General features: G+C 38.3%; 18 protein-coding genes, 1 rRNA gene and 1 riboswitch. Of the genes, 17 read left to right on the forward strand and 2 right to left on the reverse strand.

Annotation, left to right across the window (positions count from 1 at the left end; translation table 11 throughout):
• Window positions 1-199: 199 nt before the first annotated feature.
• The 16 genes from rrf to purD all read left to right on the forward strand — a co-directional run bounded on the left by rrf (window position 200) and on the right by purD (window position 15,087).
• Window positions 200-315: ribosomal RNA gene (gene rrf, locus ACJ2A9_RS18345) — 5S ribosomal RNA — on the forward strand.
• Window positions 316-470: 155 nt separating this feature from the next.
• A complete protein-coding gene (locus tag ACJ2A9_RS18350) occupies window positions 471-617 on the forward strand; it encodes a YjcZ family sporulation protein (RefSeq protein WP_441423138.1) in 147 nt (48 codons plus the stop codon).
• A 176-nt stretch (window positions 618-793) separates the two neighbouring features.
• Window positions 794-1,225 (forward strand): Hsp20/alpha crystallin family protein, encoded by a 432-nt coding sequence (locus ACJ2A9_RS18355; RefSeq protein ID WP_441423139.1) that lies wholly within the window; start codon window positions 794-796, stop codon window positions 1,223-1,225.
• Between the two features lie 193 nt (window positions 1,226-1,418).
• Window positions 1,419-1,619, forward strand: a complete 201-nt coding sequence (locus ACJ2A9_RS18360) for an NETI motif-containing protein (protein WP_441423140.1) — start codon at window positions 1,419-1,421, stop codon at window positions 1,617-1,619.
• A 76-nt stretch (window positions 1,620-1,695) separates the two neighbouring features.
• Window positions 1,696-1,797, forward strand: a riboswitch (purine riboswitch).
• 334 nt (window positions 1,798-2,131) lie between these two features.
• Window positions 2,132-2,617, forward strand: coding sequence for a 5-(carboxyamino)imidazole ribonucleotide mutase (gene purE, locus ACJ2A9_RS18365; RefSeq protein WP_441423141.1), 486 nt, complete (start codon window positions 2,132-2,134; stop codon window positions 2,615-2,617).
• Entirely contained in the window at window positions 2,614-3,741 is a 1,128-nt protein-coding gene (purK, locus tag ACJ2A9_RS18370) for a 5-(carboxyamino)imidazole ribonucleotide synthase (RefSeq protein WP_441423142.1), read from the forward strand. Before purE ends, purK begins: the two co-directional genes overlap by 4 nt.
• A gap of 48 nt (window positions 3,742-3,789) precedes the next feature.
• Entirely contained in the window at window positions 3,790-5,085 is a 1,296-nt protein-coding gene (gene purB / locus ACJ2A9_RS18375; protein ID WP_441423143.1) for an adenylosuccinate lyase, read from the forward strand.
• 78 nt (window positions 5,086-5,163) lie between these two features.
• The gene (gene purC / locus ACJ2A9_RS18380) at window positions 5,164-5,889 is read left to right on the forward strand and encodes a phosphoribosylaminoimidazolesuccinocarboxamide synthase (protein ID WP_441423144.1); all 726 of its coding nucleotides are present in this window, start codon (window positions 5,164-5,166) and stop codon (window positions 5,887-5,889) included.
• Entirely contained in the window at window positions 5,877-6,131 is a 255-nt protein-coding gene (purS, locus tag ACJ2A9_RS18385) for a phosphoribosylformylglycinamidine synthase subunit PurS (protein ID WP_441423145.1), read from the forward strand. The genes purC and purS overlap by 13 nt, the downstream gene beginning before the upstream one ends.
• Complete coding sequence (gene purQ, locus ACJ2A9_RS18390) at window positions 6,128-6,811, forward strand: phosphoribosylformylglycinamidine synthase subunit PurQ (protein ID WP_441423146.1); 684 nt, start codon at window positions 6,128-6,130, stop codon at window positions 6,809-6,811. The genes purS and purQ overlap by 4 nt, the downstream gene beginning before the upstream one ends.
• Window positions 6,795-9,020, forward strand: a complete 2,226-nt coding sequence (gene purL, locus ACJ2A9_RS18395) for a phosphoribosylformylglycinamidine synthase subunit PurL (protein WP_441423147.1) — start codon at window positions 6,795-6,797, stop codon at window positions 9,018-9,020. The genes purQ and purL overlap by 17 nt, the downstream gene beginning before the upstream one ends.
• Window positions 8,996-10,414, forward strand: a complete 1,419-nt coding sequence (gene purF, locus ACJ2A9_RS18400; RefSeq protein ID WP_441423148.1) for an amidophosphoribosyltransferase — start codon at window positions 8,996-8,998, stop codon at window positions 10,412-10,414. The genes purL and purF overlap by 25 nt, the downstream gene beginning before the upstream one ends.
• 94 nt (window positions 10,415-10,508) lie before the next feature.
• The gene (gene purM, locus ACJ2A9_RS18405; protein ID WP_441423149.1) at window positions 10,509-11,543 is read left to right on the forward strand and encodes a phosphoribosylformylglycinamidine cyclo-ligase; all 1,035 of its coding nucleotides are present in this window, start codon (window positions 10,509-10,511) and stop codon (window positions 11,541-11,543) included.
• Window positions 11,543-12,133, forward strand: a complete 591-nt coding sequence (gene purN / locus ACJ2A9_RS18410) for a phosphoribosylglycinamide formyltransferase (RefSeq protein ID WP_441423150.1) — start codon at window positions 11,543-11,545, stop codon at window positions 12,131-12,133. Before purM ends, purN begins: the two co-directional genes overlap by 1 nt.
• A gap of 3 nt (window positions 12,134-12,136) precedes the next feature.
• Window positions 12,137-13,675 (forward strand): bifunctional phosphoribosylaminoimidazolecarboxamide formyltransferase/IMP cyclohydrolase, encoded by a 1,539-nt coding sequence (gene purH / locus ACJ2A9_RS18415; RefSeq protein WP_441423151.1) that lies wholly within the window; start codon window positions 12,137-12,139, stop codon window positions 13,673-13,675.
• Window positions 13,676-13,812: 137 nt separating this feature from the next.
• Complete coding sequence (gene purD / locus ACJ2A9_RS18420; protein WP_441423152.1) at window positions 13,813-15,087, forward strand: phosphoribosylamine--glycine ligase; 1,275 nt, start codon at window positions 13,813-13,815, stop codon at window positions 15,085-15,087.
• Here the strand turns inward: purD and ACJ2A9_RS18425 are convergent.
• Window positions 15,059-15,163, reverse strand: coding sequence for an EYxxD motif small membrane protein (locus ACJ2A9_RS18425; RefSeq protein ID WP_441423195.1), 105 nt, complete (start codon window positions 15,161-15,163; stop codon window positions 15,059-15,061). The genes purD and ACJ2A9_RS18425 overlap by 29 nt on opposite strands.
• Window positions 15,164-15,290: 127 nt before the next feature.
• Window positions 15,291-15,557 (reverse strand): YgaP family membrane protein, encoded by a 267-nt coding sequence (locus tag ACJ2A9_RS18430; RefSeq protein ID WP_441423153.1) that lies wholly within the window; start codon window positions 15,555-15,557, stop codon window positions 15,291-15,293.
• A 127-nt stretch (window positions 15,558-15,684) separates the two neighbouring features.
• On the opposite strand from ACJ2A9_RS18430, the gene ACJ2A9_RS18435 reads away from it, so the two are divergent.
• Window positions 15,685-17,427, forward strand: a complete 1,743-nt coding sequence (locus ACJ2A9_RS18435; protein WP_441423154.1) for an adenine deaminase C-terminal domain-containing protein — start codon at window positions 15,685-15,687, stop codon at window positions 17,425-17,427.
• Window positions 17,428-17,452: the final 25 nt, after the last annotated feature.

A 17,452-nucleotide genomic window follows, 5' to 3' on the forward strand; every position in this document is an offset into this window, starting at 1 on the left:
AAACCAATTAATAATTTATAATGTATAATTAATAATTGGTGAAAGTAATAACTTCGAAGTGAATAACTTCTTAAGTGCTTAATCTATGTTATCTAGTTTTGAGGGAATGAATTTTCCTTGGTTAAAAGTTGTTTTGAAAGCTTCATTGAGAAGCCCATAACAATTATTAATTATCAATTATTAATTATTAATTACGAAGTCTGGTGGCGATAGCGAAGAGGTCACACTCGTTCCCATGCCGAACACGACAGTTAAGCTCTTCAGCGTCGATGGTAGTTGGGGGTTTCCCCCTGTAAGAGTAGGACGTTGCCAGGCAAAAGCAAACACACCCATATTGGGTGTGTTTTTTTATTAACTGAAAAAAGCCTATTATAACGAAAGTTAACTGTAGCCCACACAGAGATAAACGTATTGCATATGTTACTATTGTGAAGTCCAAGATTACTACACGTTAAAGGAGAGGTTTTAGAATGAGTGAAGTTGCAGGAACAGGAGCTGGTTATACAACAGGGGGAGGCTTTGCTTTACTTGTTGTTCTGTTTATTTTATTAATAATCATTGGTGCATCTTGGGTAGGTACTCGGTACGGTGCAGGAACTACTGGCTTTGGATATTAAGTAGAGGTTAGTAAGAAATCGGTTATATAAAAATTTAAAATAAAAAACACTGAAAATGGTGAGAAGACTGGCTTGTTCAAAGTCAGTCTTTTCACGTTAGTTGACTGATAAAGTACTGGCACATACAAATTAAAAAATCATATGAATAGTTATAAAGGTTATGGGGAGGGAGCAAGGTGAATAATAATTTTCCTGATAATTGGAAGAAGTTATTGCCAGGTTTTCTAGGGGATGATTTTTTTTCAAGTTTTGAAAATTTAGGATTTGAAACCAATGCTTTTAAAGTAAATGTATACGAATCTGGAAATGAAGTTCTGTGTGTATTTGCAATTCCAGGGTTAAAGATTGAAGACGTCGATATTTATGTCTATCAAAGGACGATTGAGGTAAGAGGGAACGTTCATTTAGATTATAATGGATTTCGTCTAATTCAAGAGGAAATACCTCAGGGTTCAGTTAAAAGAACACTTGAATTGCCTTATCCGGTGCGAGAGGATAAAGTCGACGCATCATACCAGCGTGGAATGTTAATGATACATTTACACCGATTAATTCGCCCAAATCAAGTAAAAAAGAAGGTCAGTGTTAAAAATTTAGATGACGAATAAATAGATAATAATATAAATTTAACCTGTGGCAATTTATAAGCAGCCAATTTTTCACTAAAAAATCCCTTTATTTACTATCTAAAAGAAATTGTCACAGGCAAAATACTAAAAATACATAAATGAAATATAATAATGATTTGATTGGCTATGATAAACTTAAGTTGAATTTGTTTGCTTGACGGAGGATATTATTATGGAAAAAAAACCAAAAAAGAAACGTTTTGAAGTGCAAGAAGGTGAATCAATTTCAGACTGTTTGAAACGCATTGAGCATGAAGGATATACGCCTGTAAGGCGTATGGAAGAGCCCGTTTTTAAAGAAGTTAAAAAGAATGGAAAAGTTGAAATTGAACATTGCAGTCAAAAAATTGTCTTTGAAGGTCGAATGATGTAAAACCCGAACAATCGTTTTTGGATAATATTTAATGTTCGATTTTTGTTGACAATGATTCTAAAAAACTGTTAAGATGAATGTGAAATTAAGCATACCTCATATAATCTTGGGAATATGGCCCATAAGTTTCTACCTAATGACCGTAAATCATTAGACTATGAGGGAAAGCATGAATGCTCTATTTTAACAGTTGTCAGAGCATTTAATATGCACGGTATTAGTCAAGTGTGCGTTTGCTTTCTCTCTATTTTGAGGAGAAAAAAGCGACGACACTTGACTTTTTTTATATCTAGTTCCGGCACCTAGCCGCTCGAGATCACTTCGGTCCGTCAAAACGTGTCCAAAAATAGGGACACTTATTGTCGGCCCTCCAGTGCTTGTCGCGGCTTAGCAAGGCGCCTACACTTTTTTATAGAATTTAGATAGATTGTAACGAAATAAAAATGGGTTTTTCTACAAAATATGCTAAAATCTTCAGTGGAAGCTAAAAACATATAGGAGGAAATTAACTAATGGAACCATTAGTAGGCGTTATAATGGGGAGTACGTCCGACTGGGATACAATGAGTCATGCTTGTGAAATATTAGAAGAGCTAAAGATTCCTTATGAGAAGAAGGTCGTATCTGCACATCGTACACCAGATCTTATGTTTGAATATGCAGAAGGTGCAAAAGCAAGAGGGATTAAAGTCATCATAGCCGGAGCGGGAGGAGCAGCTCACTTACCAGGGATGGTAGCTGCTAAAACAATAGTACCGGTAATTGGTGTTCCAGTTCAATCAAAAGCACTAAATGGTATGGATTCCCTTTTATCGATTGTACAAATGCCTGCCGGAGTTCCGGTAGCAACAGTTGCTATTGGAAAAGCGGGGGCGGCTAACGCTGGATTATTAGCAGCACAAATGTTAGGAACGCAGTTTCCTGATATTGCGGAGGCTATTGAGAAGAGACGAGAAGAGATAACAAATAAAGTACTTGAGAGTAGTGACAAACTATGAGTAAGAAAGTGATTAATCCTGGAAGTACAATTGGAATTCTCGGTGGTGGTCAACTCGGTAGAATGATGGCTTTGGCTGCTAGAGAAATGGGATATGGAATTGCAGTTCTTGAACCGAAAGAAGGATCTCCGTGCGGGCAGGTAGCTGATATAGAAGTAATTGCTGAGTATGAAGACCTTGATGGTGCAAAACAACTTGCTGATGTTTGTGATGTGCTTACGTATGAATTTGAGAATATAGATCGAGAAACGGCAAAGTGGCTGGAAGCAAATTTATATTTGCCACAAGGGAGTCAATTATTGGCCACAACTCAAGATAGAGAACAAGAAAAGAAAGCAATTGAGTCATTTGGCGTGACAGTTGCCCCTTTTCGGATCATCGAAACAAAAGAAGATTTACATGAAGCAATCGAAGACCTTGGGTTACCGACTGTGTTAAAAACATGTCGCGGTGGTTATGATGGAAAAGGTCAGTATGTGATTCGAATTGAAAGTGATATTGATAAAGCATTTGAAACTTTAAAAAATAAAGGGAAATTAATTATAGAAAAGTGGATTTCTTTCGCATTAGAAATTTCAGTGATTGTGTCCCGCAGCGTATCAGGTGAGATAAAAACATTTCCAATTGCCGAAAATGTTCACCGAAACAATATTTTACATCAAAGTATTGTTCCTGCAAGAATTTCAGGTGCTGTCAGGCAAAAGGCGGAAGAGATGGCGATTCATCTAGCACAATCATTTGATATGGTGGGTACATTAGCGGTCGAAATGTTTGTTACCATTGATGGGGATGTCTATGTGAATGAATTAGCACCAAGACCACACAACTCAGGTCATTATACCATCGATGCTTGTGAAACGTCGCAATTTGCCCAACATATTCGTGCCGTTTGTGATTGGCCGCTCGGAAAGACTGATTTAGTTAAACCAGCTACTGTAATGGTGAATATTTTAGGAGAGCATCTCCAAAAAGTTATTGAGAAAATCAGTGAGTATTCTGATGTGAACTTACATTTGTATGGCAAGGACGAAGCGAAAATTGGCAGAAAAATGGGACATGTTACGATCTTAGCAAATACAGTAGAAGAAGCCCTTGAAAGAGTAGATTCCTTAAATATTTGGTAATTAATAGGATACAATAAAAGCTAACACTATAGAACCGGAGGAACCAAAATGATCAATCGTTATACACGCCCAGAAATGGGAGCTATTTGGACAGAGGAAAATCGCTTTAATGCATGGTTAGAAGTTGAAATTGTTGCATGTGAAGCGTGGGCTGAATTAGGAGAAATTCCTAAAGAAGATGTCCAAAAAATTCGTGAGAATGCATCATTCGATGTTGCCAGAATCCATGCGATAGAAGAAGAGACTCGTCATGATGTCGTAGCATTTACACGAGCTGTATCTGAAACATTAGGAGAAGAACGTAAATGGGTTCATTACGGTCTGACGTCTACAGATGTAGTCGATACTGCTCTTTCATATTTAATGAAACAAGCAAATGAAATTTTAGAAAAAGATATAACTAATTTTATTGAAATTCTTAAGAATAAAGCTATTGAGCATAAATACACTGTGATGATGGGACGTACACATGGAGTTCATGCAGAGCCAACAACATTCGGTTTAAAGCTGGCACTATGGTATGAAGAAATGAAACGTAATTTAGAGCGTTTCAAGCATGCTGCAGAAGGTGTTCGTTATGGGAAGATTTCAGGTGCGGTAGGAACTTATGCAAATATTGACCCATTTGTAGAAAAGTTTGTTTGTGAAAAGCTAGGGTTAAATGCAGCACCAATCTCAACACAAACATTGCAACGTGATCGTCATGCTGAGTATATGTCAGCATTAGCGTTAGTAGCAACATCAATTGAAAAATTTGCAGTTGAGATCCGCGGCTTACAAAAAAGTGAAACTCGTGAGGTTGAAGAGTTTTTTGCCAAAGGTCAAAAAGGATCATCTGCAATGCCTCATAAACGTAACCCAATTGGTTCTGAGAATATGACTGGATTAGCTAGAGTGATTCGCGGCCATATGTTAACAGCGTATGAGAATGTACCGCTTTGGCATGAGCGAGATATTTCACACTCATCAGCTGAAAGAATTATTATTCCAGATGCAACGATTGCGCTAAATTATATGCTGAATCGCTTTGGAAATATCGTAAAGAATTTAACTGTGTTCCCTGAAAACATGAAACGTAATATGACAAGAACGTACGGTTTAATTTATTCTCAACGAGTTCTTCTTTCACTGATTGACAAAGGCATGGTTCGTGAAGATGCATATGATCTTGTTCAACCAAAAGCAATGGAAGCTTGGGAAAAAGGTGTTCAATTCCGTGAATTGGTTGATGCAGAACCGCGTATTACTGAAATGTTAACGAAAGAAGAAATTGATGATTGTTTCGATTATAATCATCATTTAAAACATGTGGATACGATTTTTGAGAGACTTCAATTAGTATAAAAAATAAAAAGTTACAGGGGGGCTAGGCTCCCTTGCAAATAAAAGAGTTTCAATATTCTGCAATTGGAGGGGCTTCCCGTGGAAAAACAAGAGTTATTGTACGAAGGTAAAGCAAAGAAAATCTATACAACGGATGATACCAATGTCTTATGGATCGAGTATAAGGACAGTGCAACGGCATTTAATGGCGAGAAGAAAGATACGATCGCAGGTAAAGCACGTTTAAATAATGAAATCACATCCCTCATGTTTGAAACGATGACGGAAGCTGGCATCAAAAACCACTTTATTAATAAAATCAGCGAAACAGAACAATTAGTAAAGAAAGTAACGATTATTCCGTTAGAGGTAGTCGTCCGGAATGTTATTGCTGGCAGTCTTTCTAAACGTTTGGGAATGGAAGAAGGTACCCAATTAGAAGAACCAATTGTAGAGTTTTATTATAAAGATGACGATCTAGGAGATCCGTTAGTTACAACTGATCATATTAGGGTACTTGGAATTGCAACACCTGATCAACTGGAAGAATTAAAAACTGCAGGGTTAAAAGTTAATGAAGTGTTAATTGACAAATTTAACTCAATAAATGTTCGGTTAGTGGACTTTAAATTAGAATTTGGAATAACTGACGATGGTGAGATCCTGTTAGCTGATGAAATCTCTCCGGATACTTGTCGCCTATGGGATAAAGATACGAATGAGAAATTTGATAAAGATCTGTTCAGACGTAATATTGGAAATATCCAAGAAGGATATCAAGAAATTTTAACTAGACTGGGAGGCTCATCAACATGTACAAAGTAAAGGTATTCGTTACATTAAAGGAAAGTGTATTAGATCCACAAGGGAATGCAGTGAAAAACTCACTACACGCGTTAACATACAATGAAGTAAATGACGTTCGAATCGGTAAATATATGGAGTTAACACTTGAAAAAGGCGACTTTGATATTAATGAAAGAATTAAAGAATTATGTGAAAAATTATTAGCGAATACTGTTATTGAGGACTATAGCTATGAAGTTGAGGAGGTTATCCCTTCATGAGATTTGCAGTGATCGTATTTCCAGGCTCAAACTGTGATTTAGATATGTATCATGCTATTAAGGATGAACTAGGCGAAGAAGTAGAATATGTTTGGCATAACGAAACAGACTTAGAACGCTTTGATGCTATCTTGTTACCAGGCGGATTCTCTTATGGAGATTACCTTCGCTCAGGAGCGATTGCTCGCTTTTCAAAAGTAATGGAATCTGTTCAAAAGGCAGCAGAAGCAGGTAAGCCGATCTTAGGAGTATGTAATGGATTCCAAGTACTCTTAGAAGCAGGTCTATTACCAGGTGCAATGAAGAGAAATGAGAGTTTGAAATTTATTTGCCGTCCAGTCAATTTAGTTGTAGAAAACAATGAAACGATGTTTTCAACAGCGTATGGAAAAGGTGAAGTTATCTCAATTCCAGTTGCTCATGGAGAAGGTAACTATTATTGCGATGAGGAAACACATGCGAAATTAAAAGAAAACAATCAAATCGTCTATCGCTATGAAAACAATCCAAACGGCTCACTGGACGATATTGCTGGAATAATTAATGAAAAAGGTAATGTACTAGGAATGATGCCTCACCCTGAGCGGGCTGTTGATGAACTCTTAGGCAGTGCAGACGGACTAAAAATGTTTAAATCGATTTTACAAAATTGGAGGGAATCCCATGTCCTTACACCGTGAACCTACCCCAGAAATGATTAAAGAACAAAGAATATACAGCCAATTCGGTCTAACAGATGAAGAATTTGCAATGGTAGAAAAGATTCTGGGTCGCCTACCAAATTATACAGAAACTGGGATTTTTTCAGTAATGTGGTCAGAACATTGCAGCTACAAGAATTCGAAAGTTCTACTTAAGAAGTTTCCTGTTGATGGTGAAAAGGTATTACAAGGACCTGGTGAAGGTGCCGGAATTATCGATATTGGTGATGACCAAGCAGTAGTATTTAAGATCGAGAGCCACAATCATCCATCAGCGATTGAACCGTATCAAGGTGCTGCAACAGGTGTAGGTGGTATTATACGTGACGTCTTTTCAATGGGTGCACGTCCAATTGCGATATTAAACTCACTTCGTTTTGGTGAATTAACATCACCGAAAGTAAGGTATTTATTTGAAGAGGTTGTCGCTGGTATTGCCGGATATGGAAACTGTATCGGAATTCCGACTGTTGGTGGAGAGGTTCAATTTGAAGATTGTTATGAAGGAAACCCTCTTGTCAATGCGATGTGTGTCGGTTTAATTGATCATAAAGATATTCAAAAAGGTCAAGCAAAAGGTGTTGGAAACTCTGTCATGTATGTTGGGGCTACAACAGGACGAGACGGGATTCACGGTGCATCATTTGCATCAGAAGAGTTAAGTGAAGAGTCAGATGCAAAGCGTTCAGCTGTCCAAGTTGGTGACCCGTTTATGGAGAAGCTATTATTAGAAGCTTGTTTAGAGTTGATTCAATCAGATGCTCTAGTTGGAATTCAAGATATGGGAGCAGCAGGTTTAACGTCTTCATCAGCGGAAATGGCAAGTAAAGCTGGTTCAGGTATTGAAATGAATTTAGATGAGGTTCCACAACGGGAAGCTGGAATGACTCCGTATGAAATGATGTTATCTGAATCCCAAGAGCGTATGCTAATTGTTGTTAAAAAAGGCCGTGAAGATGAGATAAAAGAAATCTTTGATCGTTGGGGTTTATTATCAAAAGTCGTTGGTAAAGTAACCGATGATAAAATCCTTCGCTTATATCATAAAGGTGAAATTGCAGCTGAGATTCCAGTTGATGCGTTAGCCGAAGATGCACCAGTTTATCATAAGCCATCAAAAGAACCAGCGTATTATAGCGAATTCCAACAGCAGGATAACTTTATTCCTCCAGTGAGTGATGTAAAAGATACGTTATTAAAATTATTGGCGCAACCAACAATTGCAAGCAAAGAATGGGTATATGATCAATATGATTATATGGTAAGAACGAGTACAGCTGTTGCCCCAGGTTCTGATGCTGCGGTAGTGCGAGTTCGTGGTACGAGAAAAGCATTAGCAATGACAACTGATTGTAATTCTCGTTATTTATATCTTGACCCAGAAGTGGGCGGTAAAATTGCCATTGCTGAAGCAGCAAGAAATATTGTTTGCTCAGGTGGAGAGCCATTAGGTGTTACTGATTGTTTAAACTACGGTAATCCAGAAAAACCAGAAATCTTCTGGCAACTTGAAAAATCAACAGATGGAATGAGTGAGGCGTGTCGTACGCTTAATACTCCTGTAATCGGTGGTAATGTATCATTATATAATGAAACAAATGGAGTAGCTGTGTTCCCAACACCAGTCATTGGTATGGTTGGTTTAATTGATGATATTGATCATATAACAACTCAATCGTTTAAAGATGCTGGAGATCTTATTTATTTAATCGGAGAAACAAAGGCTGAATTTGGTGGAAGTGAGCTACAGAAGCTTGTCAAAGGTGAATACTCAGGAAAAGCCCCAGCAATTGATTTAGATGTTGAGTTACGTCGTCAAAAGCAATTGCTTACGGCAATTCGCGCAGGAGTTGTTCAGTCTGCACACGATATTTCTGAAGGTGGCTTAAGTGTTGCAATGGCTGAGTCAATTATGGATGGTAATGTTGGAGCAAACATCACAATTGATGGTGAAGTTGTAACAGATTTATTTGCAGAGTCACAATCTCGATTCGTAGTGTCAGTGAAAAAAGAGAATCAAGCCCGATTTGAACAATTAGTAGAGGCAACGTTAATCGGCGAGGTAACAGCAACTCCAGGATTAACAATTGCCCACGAAAATGGCCAAATCGTATTAGAAGCGAATATCGAAGAAATACAGGAGGCTTGGAAAGGAGCTATTCCATGTTTGGTGAAATCAAAGGCTTAAATGAAGAGTGTGGAGTTTTTGCTGTATGGGGACACCAAGATGCTGCACAAATAACGTATTATGGACTGCACAGTCTTCAACACCGTGGTCAAGAAGGCGCTGGTATCGTTGTAACAGACGGGGAAAACCTGAATATTCATAAAGGGCTAGGGTTAGTCACTGAGGTCTTTGGAAAAGGTGAGTTAAATACGCTTCATGGGAAAGGAGCAATCGGACACGTTCGCTATACGACAGCAGGGGGTGGCGGCCTAGTTAATTGTCAGCCTTTGTTATTCCGTTCGCAAACAAGTGATTTAGCTCTTGCCCATAATGGGAATTTAACGAATGCAAATGCCGTTAAACATCAACTAGAGTCTCAAGGCAGTATTTTTCAAACGACTTCTGATACAGAAGTTTTAGCTCACCTTATTAAACGTAGTTCGTATATCAGTTTAGAAGAAAAGGTGAAGAATGCATTAACAATGATTAAAGGAGCATATGCATTTGTGATTTTGACGGAAAACCAACTAATGGTTGCCCTTGATCCAAATGGATTGCGTCCTTTATCAATTGGTCGCTTAGGTGATGCTTATGTTGTCGCATCTGAAACATGTGCCTTTGATGTTGTTGGGGCAACATATGAGCGTGAAGTATACCCTGGTGAACTTGTTATTATTAATGATGACGGCCTTCGTTCAGAACGATTCTCCACACCTGCCACGCGTTCAATTTGCAGTATGGAGTATGTTTATTTTGCTCGTCCGGATAGTAATGTCGACCATGTTAATATTCATAAAGCTAGGAAAAACCTTGGGCGCGAATTAGCGATTGAATTTCCAGTTGAAGCTGATGTTGTAACAGGAGTTCCAGATTCAAGTATCTCAGCAGCAATCGGATATGCCGAGCAGGCAGGAATTTCTTATGAGTTAGGTCTCATTAAAAATCGTTATGTAGGTCGAACATTCATTCAACCTTCACAGCAATTACGAGAACAAGGTGTGAAAATGAAGCTTTCGGCTGTTCGAGGTGTTGTTGAAGGAAAGCGTGTTGTCATGATTGATGATTCGATTGTACGTGGAACGACGAGCCGTCGTATTGTTCGGTTGTTGCGTGAAGCCGGGGCAACGGAAGTGCACGTAAGAATAAGCTCACCGCCAATTACAAATCCTTGTTTCTATGGCATCGATACTTCTTCGACAGAGGAACTTATTGCTGCTAGTCTATCAATTGAAGAAATTCGCCAAGAAATTGGTGCTGATACGTTATCATTTTTAAGTGTAGAAGGTTTGATGAAAGGGATTGGCAGAGGAACTGATTTGCCTAATAATGGCCAATGTCTAGCTTGTTTTACAGGTCAATATCCTACCGAAATTTACCCAGATACTGTATCAAAATGTGAAAAAGTAAATTCATAGACTTGGTTGATAGGTAGGTGCGATTGTACCTACCTACTTCCTCTACTGGACTTATATTCTTTTTATAAACATATAAATGGAGGTTGTTGAGAATATGTCAGAGGCATATAAACAAGCAGGCGTAGACATTGAAGCTGGTTATGAAGCGGTTAATCGAATGAAAAAGCATGTTGCAAAAACGATCCGACCTGAAGTATTAGGTGGATTAGGCGGATTTGGCGGGATGTTTGACTTATCACAATTAAATTATAAAGAGCCTGTATTAGTGTCTGGTACGGATGGCGTTGGGACAAAATTAATGCTCGCTTTTATGATGGATAAACACGATACAATTGGAATTGATGCTGTTGCCATGTGTGTCAATGATATTGTTGTTCAAGGAGCAGAGCCGCTCTATTTCCTTGATTATATTGCTTGCGGTAAATCAGAACCAGAACGTATTGAAGCGATTGTTAAAGGTGTTGCCGATGGTTGTGAGCAATCAGGGTGTTCATTAATTGGCGGAGAAACAGCAGAAATGCCTGGGATGTATTCTGAAGAAGAGTATGACTTAGCTGGCTTTGCCGTCGGAATTGCTGAGAAATCGAAGCTGATTACTGGAAAAGATATTGAAGCTGGGGATGTTATTATCGGATTAACATCAAATGGACTACACAGTAATGGATTCTCTTTGGTAAGAAAAATTCTTCTTGAACAGAATCAATTAAATCTTCAAGAAACATATGGCCAGTTAAAGAACTCTTTAGGTGAGGAACTGCTTAAGCCAACTAGAATTTATGTGAAACCGATCTTAGAGGTGTTACAGCATCATCAAGTAAAAGGGATTTCCCATGTTACTGGCGGAGGCTTTTATGAGAATATTCCTCGTATGCTTCCGAGTGGTGTTGGAGCTGACATTGATTTTGGATCATGGCCTGTTCCACCAATTTTTGCTCTTCTTGAGGAAAAAGGCCAATTGGCGAAGAAGGACTTGTTCTCAACGTTTAATATGGGAATTGGCATGGCATTAGTCGTTTCCAATGATGAAGTTATTCCAGTTGTTAACCGTCTTGAAGCAGCAGGGGAAAAAGCCTATATCATTGGTCGAGTCAGAGAAGGAGAAGGTGTGGCAATAGGAGGCCTGGAGTAATGAAAAACATCGCAGTGTTTGCATCAGGCAGCGGGACAAATTTCCAAGCAATCATTGATGCGGTTGAAGCAAACGAATTACATGTAGAAATTAGATTACTTGTAGCAGATAAAGCGAATGCCAAAGCGATTGAACGTGCCGAGAAACATGGGATACCAACTTTTGTCTTTCATCCGAAAGAGTATACGAATAAGCAGGATTTTGAAACCGAGATTTTAAGCAAGTTAAAAGATAATGATGTCGAGTATATTGTACTCGCTGGATACATGCGTCTCATTGGTGAAACATTACTTTCAGCATTCGAAGGAAGGATTCTTAATATTCACCCTTCCCTCCTTCCTGCTTTTCCTGGTAAGGATGCGATTGGACAAGCGTTTGATGCAAAAGTGAAAATAACAGGAGTTACCATCCATTATGTTGATGAAGGGATGGATACCGGACCAATTATTGCTCAAGAGGCCGTGTATATAGATGAAAAGGATACATTAGATGACGTAAGGAAAAAAATCCAAGCAGTTGAACATGTACTTTATCCAAAAACACTTGCTGCAGTATTGGATAAAGTGCAAGAAGCGAAGGGAGTTAATTAATTCATGACAATTAAACGTGCATTAGTGAGTGTATCGAATAAAGAAGGAATCATTCCTTTTGTAGAAAAGTTAGTGGGGTTAGGTGTTGAAGTTATTTCAACAGGCGGGACGAGTAAGGCGTTACAAGATGCCGGAATTAAAGTAACAGGAATTTCTGAAGTGACTGGTTTCCCTGAAATTTTAGATGGTCGTGTAAAAACTCTTCACCCTAACATTCATGGTGGATTACTTGCCATGAGAGAAAGTGAAGATCATATGAAACAAATTGCTGATCATGATATTAAGCCGATTGATTTAGTCGTTGTTAACCTGTATCCATTTCAAGCGACAATTGCTAAGCCTGATGTGGATTTTGCAGATGCTATTGAAAATATTGATATCGGTGGACCAAGTATGCTCCGTTCAGCAGCAAAAAATCATAGCTCAGTAACTGTAGTTGTTGATCCTGCTGACTATGAAACTGTTCTTAACGAGCTTGAAGAACAAGGACAAGTGAGTGTTGAAAGCCGTCGCAAATTTGCAGCAAAAGTTTTCCGTCACACAGCGGCTTATGATGCAGTGATTGCGGAATATTTAACAAACCAAGTGGGAGAAGAAAGCCCTGAATCATACACAGTAACGTATGAAAAGAAACAAGACTTACGTTACGGTGAAAACCCGCACCAGAAGGCAGTCTTTTATCAAAAGCCACTTGGAGCAGCAAGTTCGATTGCTCGAGCGAAACAACTACATGGAAAAGAACTTTCTTATAATAATATCAATGATGCAGATGCGGCACTTTCTATTGTCAAAGAATTTACGGAGCCAGCTGTTGTTGCCATTAAACATATGAACCCTTGTGGGGTTGGAGCTGGTGAAACGATTGAAGCAGCTTACGACAAAGCATACGCGGCAGACCCTGTTTCAATTTTCGGTGGGATTATAGCGACTAACCGAGAAATTGATAAAGAAACAGCTCTGAAAATGAAAGAAATTTTCTTAGAAATTATCATTGCTCCTTCATTTAGCCAAGAGGCATTAGCTGTACTGACAGAGAAGAAGAACCTGCGTCTTCTTACATTAGACTTTAATGAACCAGCAAAAGTAGAGAAGAGAATTACATCAATTCATGGTGGGGCACTTGTACAAGAGGAAGACAGTTATTCGCTAGAAGATGCTACGATCTCAATCCCTACTAAGCGTGAACCGACAGAAGCTGAGTGGGATGCATTAAAAATGGCTTGGAAAGTTGTTAAACATGTAAAATCTAATGCTATCGTATTAGTTAAGGATGGAATGACAATTGGTGTTGGAGCAGGACAGATGAATCGTGTTGGTTCAGCGAAAATAGCGATTGAACAGGCCGGAGATAAAGCAAATGGCGGCGTAATGGGATCTGACGCGTTCTTCCCAATGAATGATACAGTAGAAGAAGCAGGTAAAGCAGGAATTACAGCTATCATCCAACCAGGAGGATCAATTCGCGACGATGAATCGATCGCAAAAGCAGACGAGCTAGGAATCGCCATGGTATTCACTGGTGTAAGACATTTTAAACATTAATTTAGAATTTAGAATTATTTGGGGGTTTTTCGGGGAAGTTATTTAATGGTCTTCGGAGAAATCTCTGACGAAGGTTTTAATTATAAATTATACATTATAAATTATAAATTCTAAATTCGCTTTTGGAGGTTTTTTCTATGAAGGTTCTTATTATCGGCAGTGGTGGGCGTGAGCATACGATTGCTTGGAAGGTAGGACAAAGCAGCTTGATTGAAAAGGTTTTTGTAGCTCCTGGTAATGACGGCATGAAAGATGTGGCTACGGTTGTAAATCTATCAGAAAGTGATCATGACGGGTTAGTAACATTCGCTAAAAACGAAGGAATCGATTTGACGATTGTTGGGCCAGAAGTTCCTTTATTAAATGGTGTTGTGAATGAGTTTCAAGCTGCAGGACTAAAAGTATTTGGACCATCAAAAGATGCGGCATTAATCGAAGGAAGTAAAACATTTGCTAAAGAAATGATGAAAAAGTATAACATCCCAACAGGCTATTCAGAAACGTTTACTTCATTTGACGAAGCGAAAGCTTATGTTGAAAAAATGGGAGCACCAATTGTTGTAAAAGCAGATGGTTTAGCTGCTGGTAAAGGTGTTGTCGTGGCGATGACAAAAGAGGAAGCAATCTCAAGTTTACACAATATGCTTGAAGGTAATCAATTTGGTGATGCTAGTGCAAAGGTTGTTATCGAAGAATATTTAGAAGGTGAAGAGTTATCTTTGATGGCTTTTGTAAATGGTGAAACAGTATTACCAATGGTTGGTGCTCAAGATCACAAACGTGCTTTTGATGGCGACACTGGACCAAATACTGGTGGGATGGGCGCATATTCACCTGTTCCACAGTTCAATGAAGCAGATGTGCAAATAGCAGTCGATCAAATTTTACTTCCAATGGCAAAAGGGCTTGTAAAAGAAGGCCGTTCCTTCACAGGAATTTTGTATGCGGGTTTAATGATGACGACAGATGGTCCAAAAGTGATTGAATTTAATGCTCGCTTTGGTGATCCGGAAACACAGGTCGTATTACCCCGCTTAGAAAATGATCTTGTTCAAGTTATCATGAGTTTATTGAATGATGAAACGCCAATTCTTACTTGGTCTGATAAAGCTGTGCTTGGTGTTGTTTTAGCTTCTAAAGGATACCCTGGTTCATATGAAAAAGGAAAGGTAATCACTGGATACAACGATCTGAATAACGAAACTTTACTTTTCCATGCTGGGTCAAAATTAGAAGGTGATCAACTAGTGACGAATGGTGGACGTGTGTTATTAGTTGCTTGTTTAGCTGATGATTTGAAAACTGCACAAGACAGTGTGTATAAGGAAATTCCGAAAATTAAATGTGATCATTTGTTTTATCGAACAGACATTGGAAAAAGAGCTATCTTGCACTGCTCTTCCTCTTCTTAAACCAAACTGCTGCGATTGCGATGATACTTCCTATTAAAAGGACATAAACAAAAAGAGTATCCGTTAATAATTCCATTAACAATTTTATCAACTCCTAATTAACAACCTTATAAGATCAATGGATCTTATAAGGTTGTTTTAATAAGTTTTTCTATATAGTTACTCGAAAAAATGGTAAAATATAGACAGTTTACAGTTTGAGACTATGATGGATTAATTGTCTCGTATAATTTAAGTTCATTTTGCTCAGCTGTATCTACTCTTATGTTACCAATTTTATCTTCAAATAAATCAGTGAGCGGGCAATACCGTGTAATTCCTTCAGCTACAGATAAAGCACCTAACATAGCTGCCAAAAGAGGTGTACTGCGATAAGGACGACGGACAAGCTTTGATGTTGCCCAGGCTAACACAGTGAATCCGGCAGTGATTCGGATTATAGCGTTAATAAGACCAACATTTTGTTTCATATTAACTATCTCTCCTTTTGAAGTTCATATTGTTGTAAAATGTTATGACAAACTTTATTGGGTTAAATGATAAAAATATGGTACGATATTATATAGTTTTTACATTATAAAGAAACGGGTGATACGTATGGCAGAAAAAATCCATCGTTGGACGAAAAGACATCTTCGTCAGCAACTAGGAGTTATACGCGGTGAAATTGCCCCAACCATTGTTTTAAAAGATGCAACTTACTTAAATAGTGTTAGAAGTAAATGGCTTCGTGCAAATATATGGATTTTCGATAACCGCATAGTTTACGTTGGTAATGACTTACCTGAAAAAATGACAAATACACAAGTAGTTGATTGTCGCAATTACCATCTTGTACCGGGCTACATTGAACCACATGCCCATCCTTTTCAGTTATATAATCCCCATACATTTGCTGAATATGCAACGGTCAGAGGGACGACAACGCTAATAAATGACAATATGATGTTTCTTTTACACTTAGATAAAAAGAAAGCGTTTTCACTAATTGAAGAGCTTGATAACTTGCCAACCTCTATGTATTGGTGGTGTCGTTATGATGCGCAGACGGAACTTGAAAACGAAGAAAGTCTGTTCTCTAACTCAAAAATACACGGTTGGCTTGAGCACCACTTAGTTGTACAAGGTGGAGAGTTAACGTCGTGGCCAAAAGTTTTAAATGGCGATGATACCATTTTGCACTGGATGCAGGAAACAAGAAGGCTAAGAAAGCCGATTGAAGGCCATTTTCCAGGCGCTTCTGAAAAGACACTTACGAAGATGGCTTTATTAGGTGTAAATGCCGATCATGAAGCAATGACTGGTGAGGAAGCATTGATGCGTTTAAACCTTGGCTATACGACATCATTACGTTACTCTTCAATCCGTCCAGATCTAAAGAGGATGTTAAAGGAAATGCAGGAACTAGGCGTTGATGACTTTTCTCGGGTATTGTTTACCACTGATGGTTCGACACCTGCCTTTTATGAGCAAGGGGTCATAGATAAGATGCTCAGTATAGCAATAGAGGAAGGAATTGACCCTATCATTGCCTATAACATTGCTTCTTATAATGCAGCAAGACACTATCATCTTGACCATAAATTAGGCATGATTGCGCCAGGGCGCATTGCTCATATAAACTTTTTAGAAGACAAACATAATCCGGTTCCTGTTTCAGTTCTCGCTAAAGGACAGTGGGTTCGATATGAAGGTGAAGATCGTTATCCTGTGAACTCATTCCCTTGGAATGAATTTGGGATCGATGCTCTTTCAATTGATTGGGACCTTACAGATGACGATTTACATTTCTCAATGCCAATGGGAATTGAAATGATTAATGCTGTCATACTGAAACCATATCGTATTGCTATTGACGTTACGCAAGAAACAATTGCTGCTGATCATGATGAAAGCTTTTTCGTTATGATCGATAAAAATGGGAAATGGATCATTAATACTGTTCTAAAAGGGTTTGCAAATCGTGTTTCAGGTTTTGCAAGTTCGTATTCCAATACCGGTGATATTGTCATTATTGGTAAAGATAAAGAAGATATGAAAGTGGCATTTGAACAGTTAAAGAAATTAAATGGCGGTATGGTTCTTGTTGAAAATGGTGAAGTTGTTGCACAAATTGACCTTGAATTAATTGGTGGTATGTCGACAAAGCCAATGCCAAAATTAATTAAGCAACAAATGAATTTAGTTGAGTGCTTGCGTGAACGAGGATATAAGCATGAAGATCCGATTTATAGCTTATTATTCTTTTCTTCAACACATTTGCCTTATATCCGTATTACCCAACGAGGAATCTATGATGTAAAGAAGAAAACAGTACTCTTTCCTTCGATTATGCGTTAAACTATAAAAGTAAATTGTAATCTTA

The organism is Anaerobacillus sp. MEB173, from assembly GCF_052119505.1.
In the GTDB taxonomy this organism is placed as follows: domain Bacteria; phylum Bacillota; class Bacilli; order Bacillales; family JBJMAU01; genus JBJMAU01.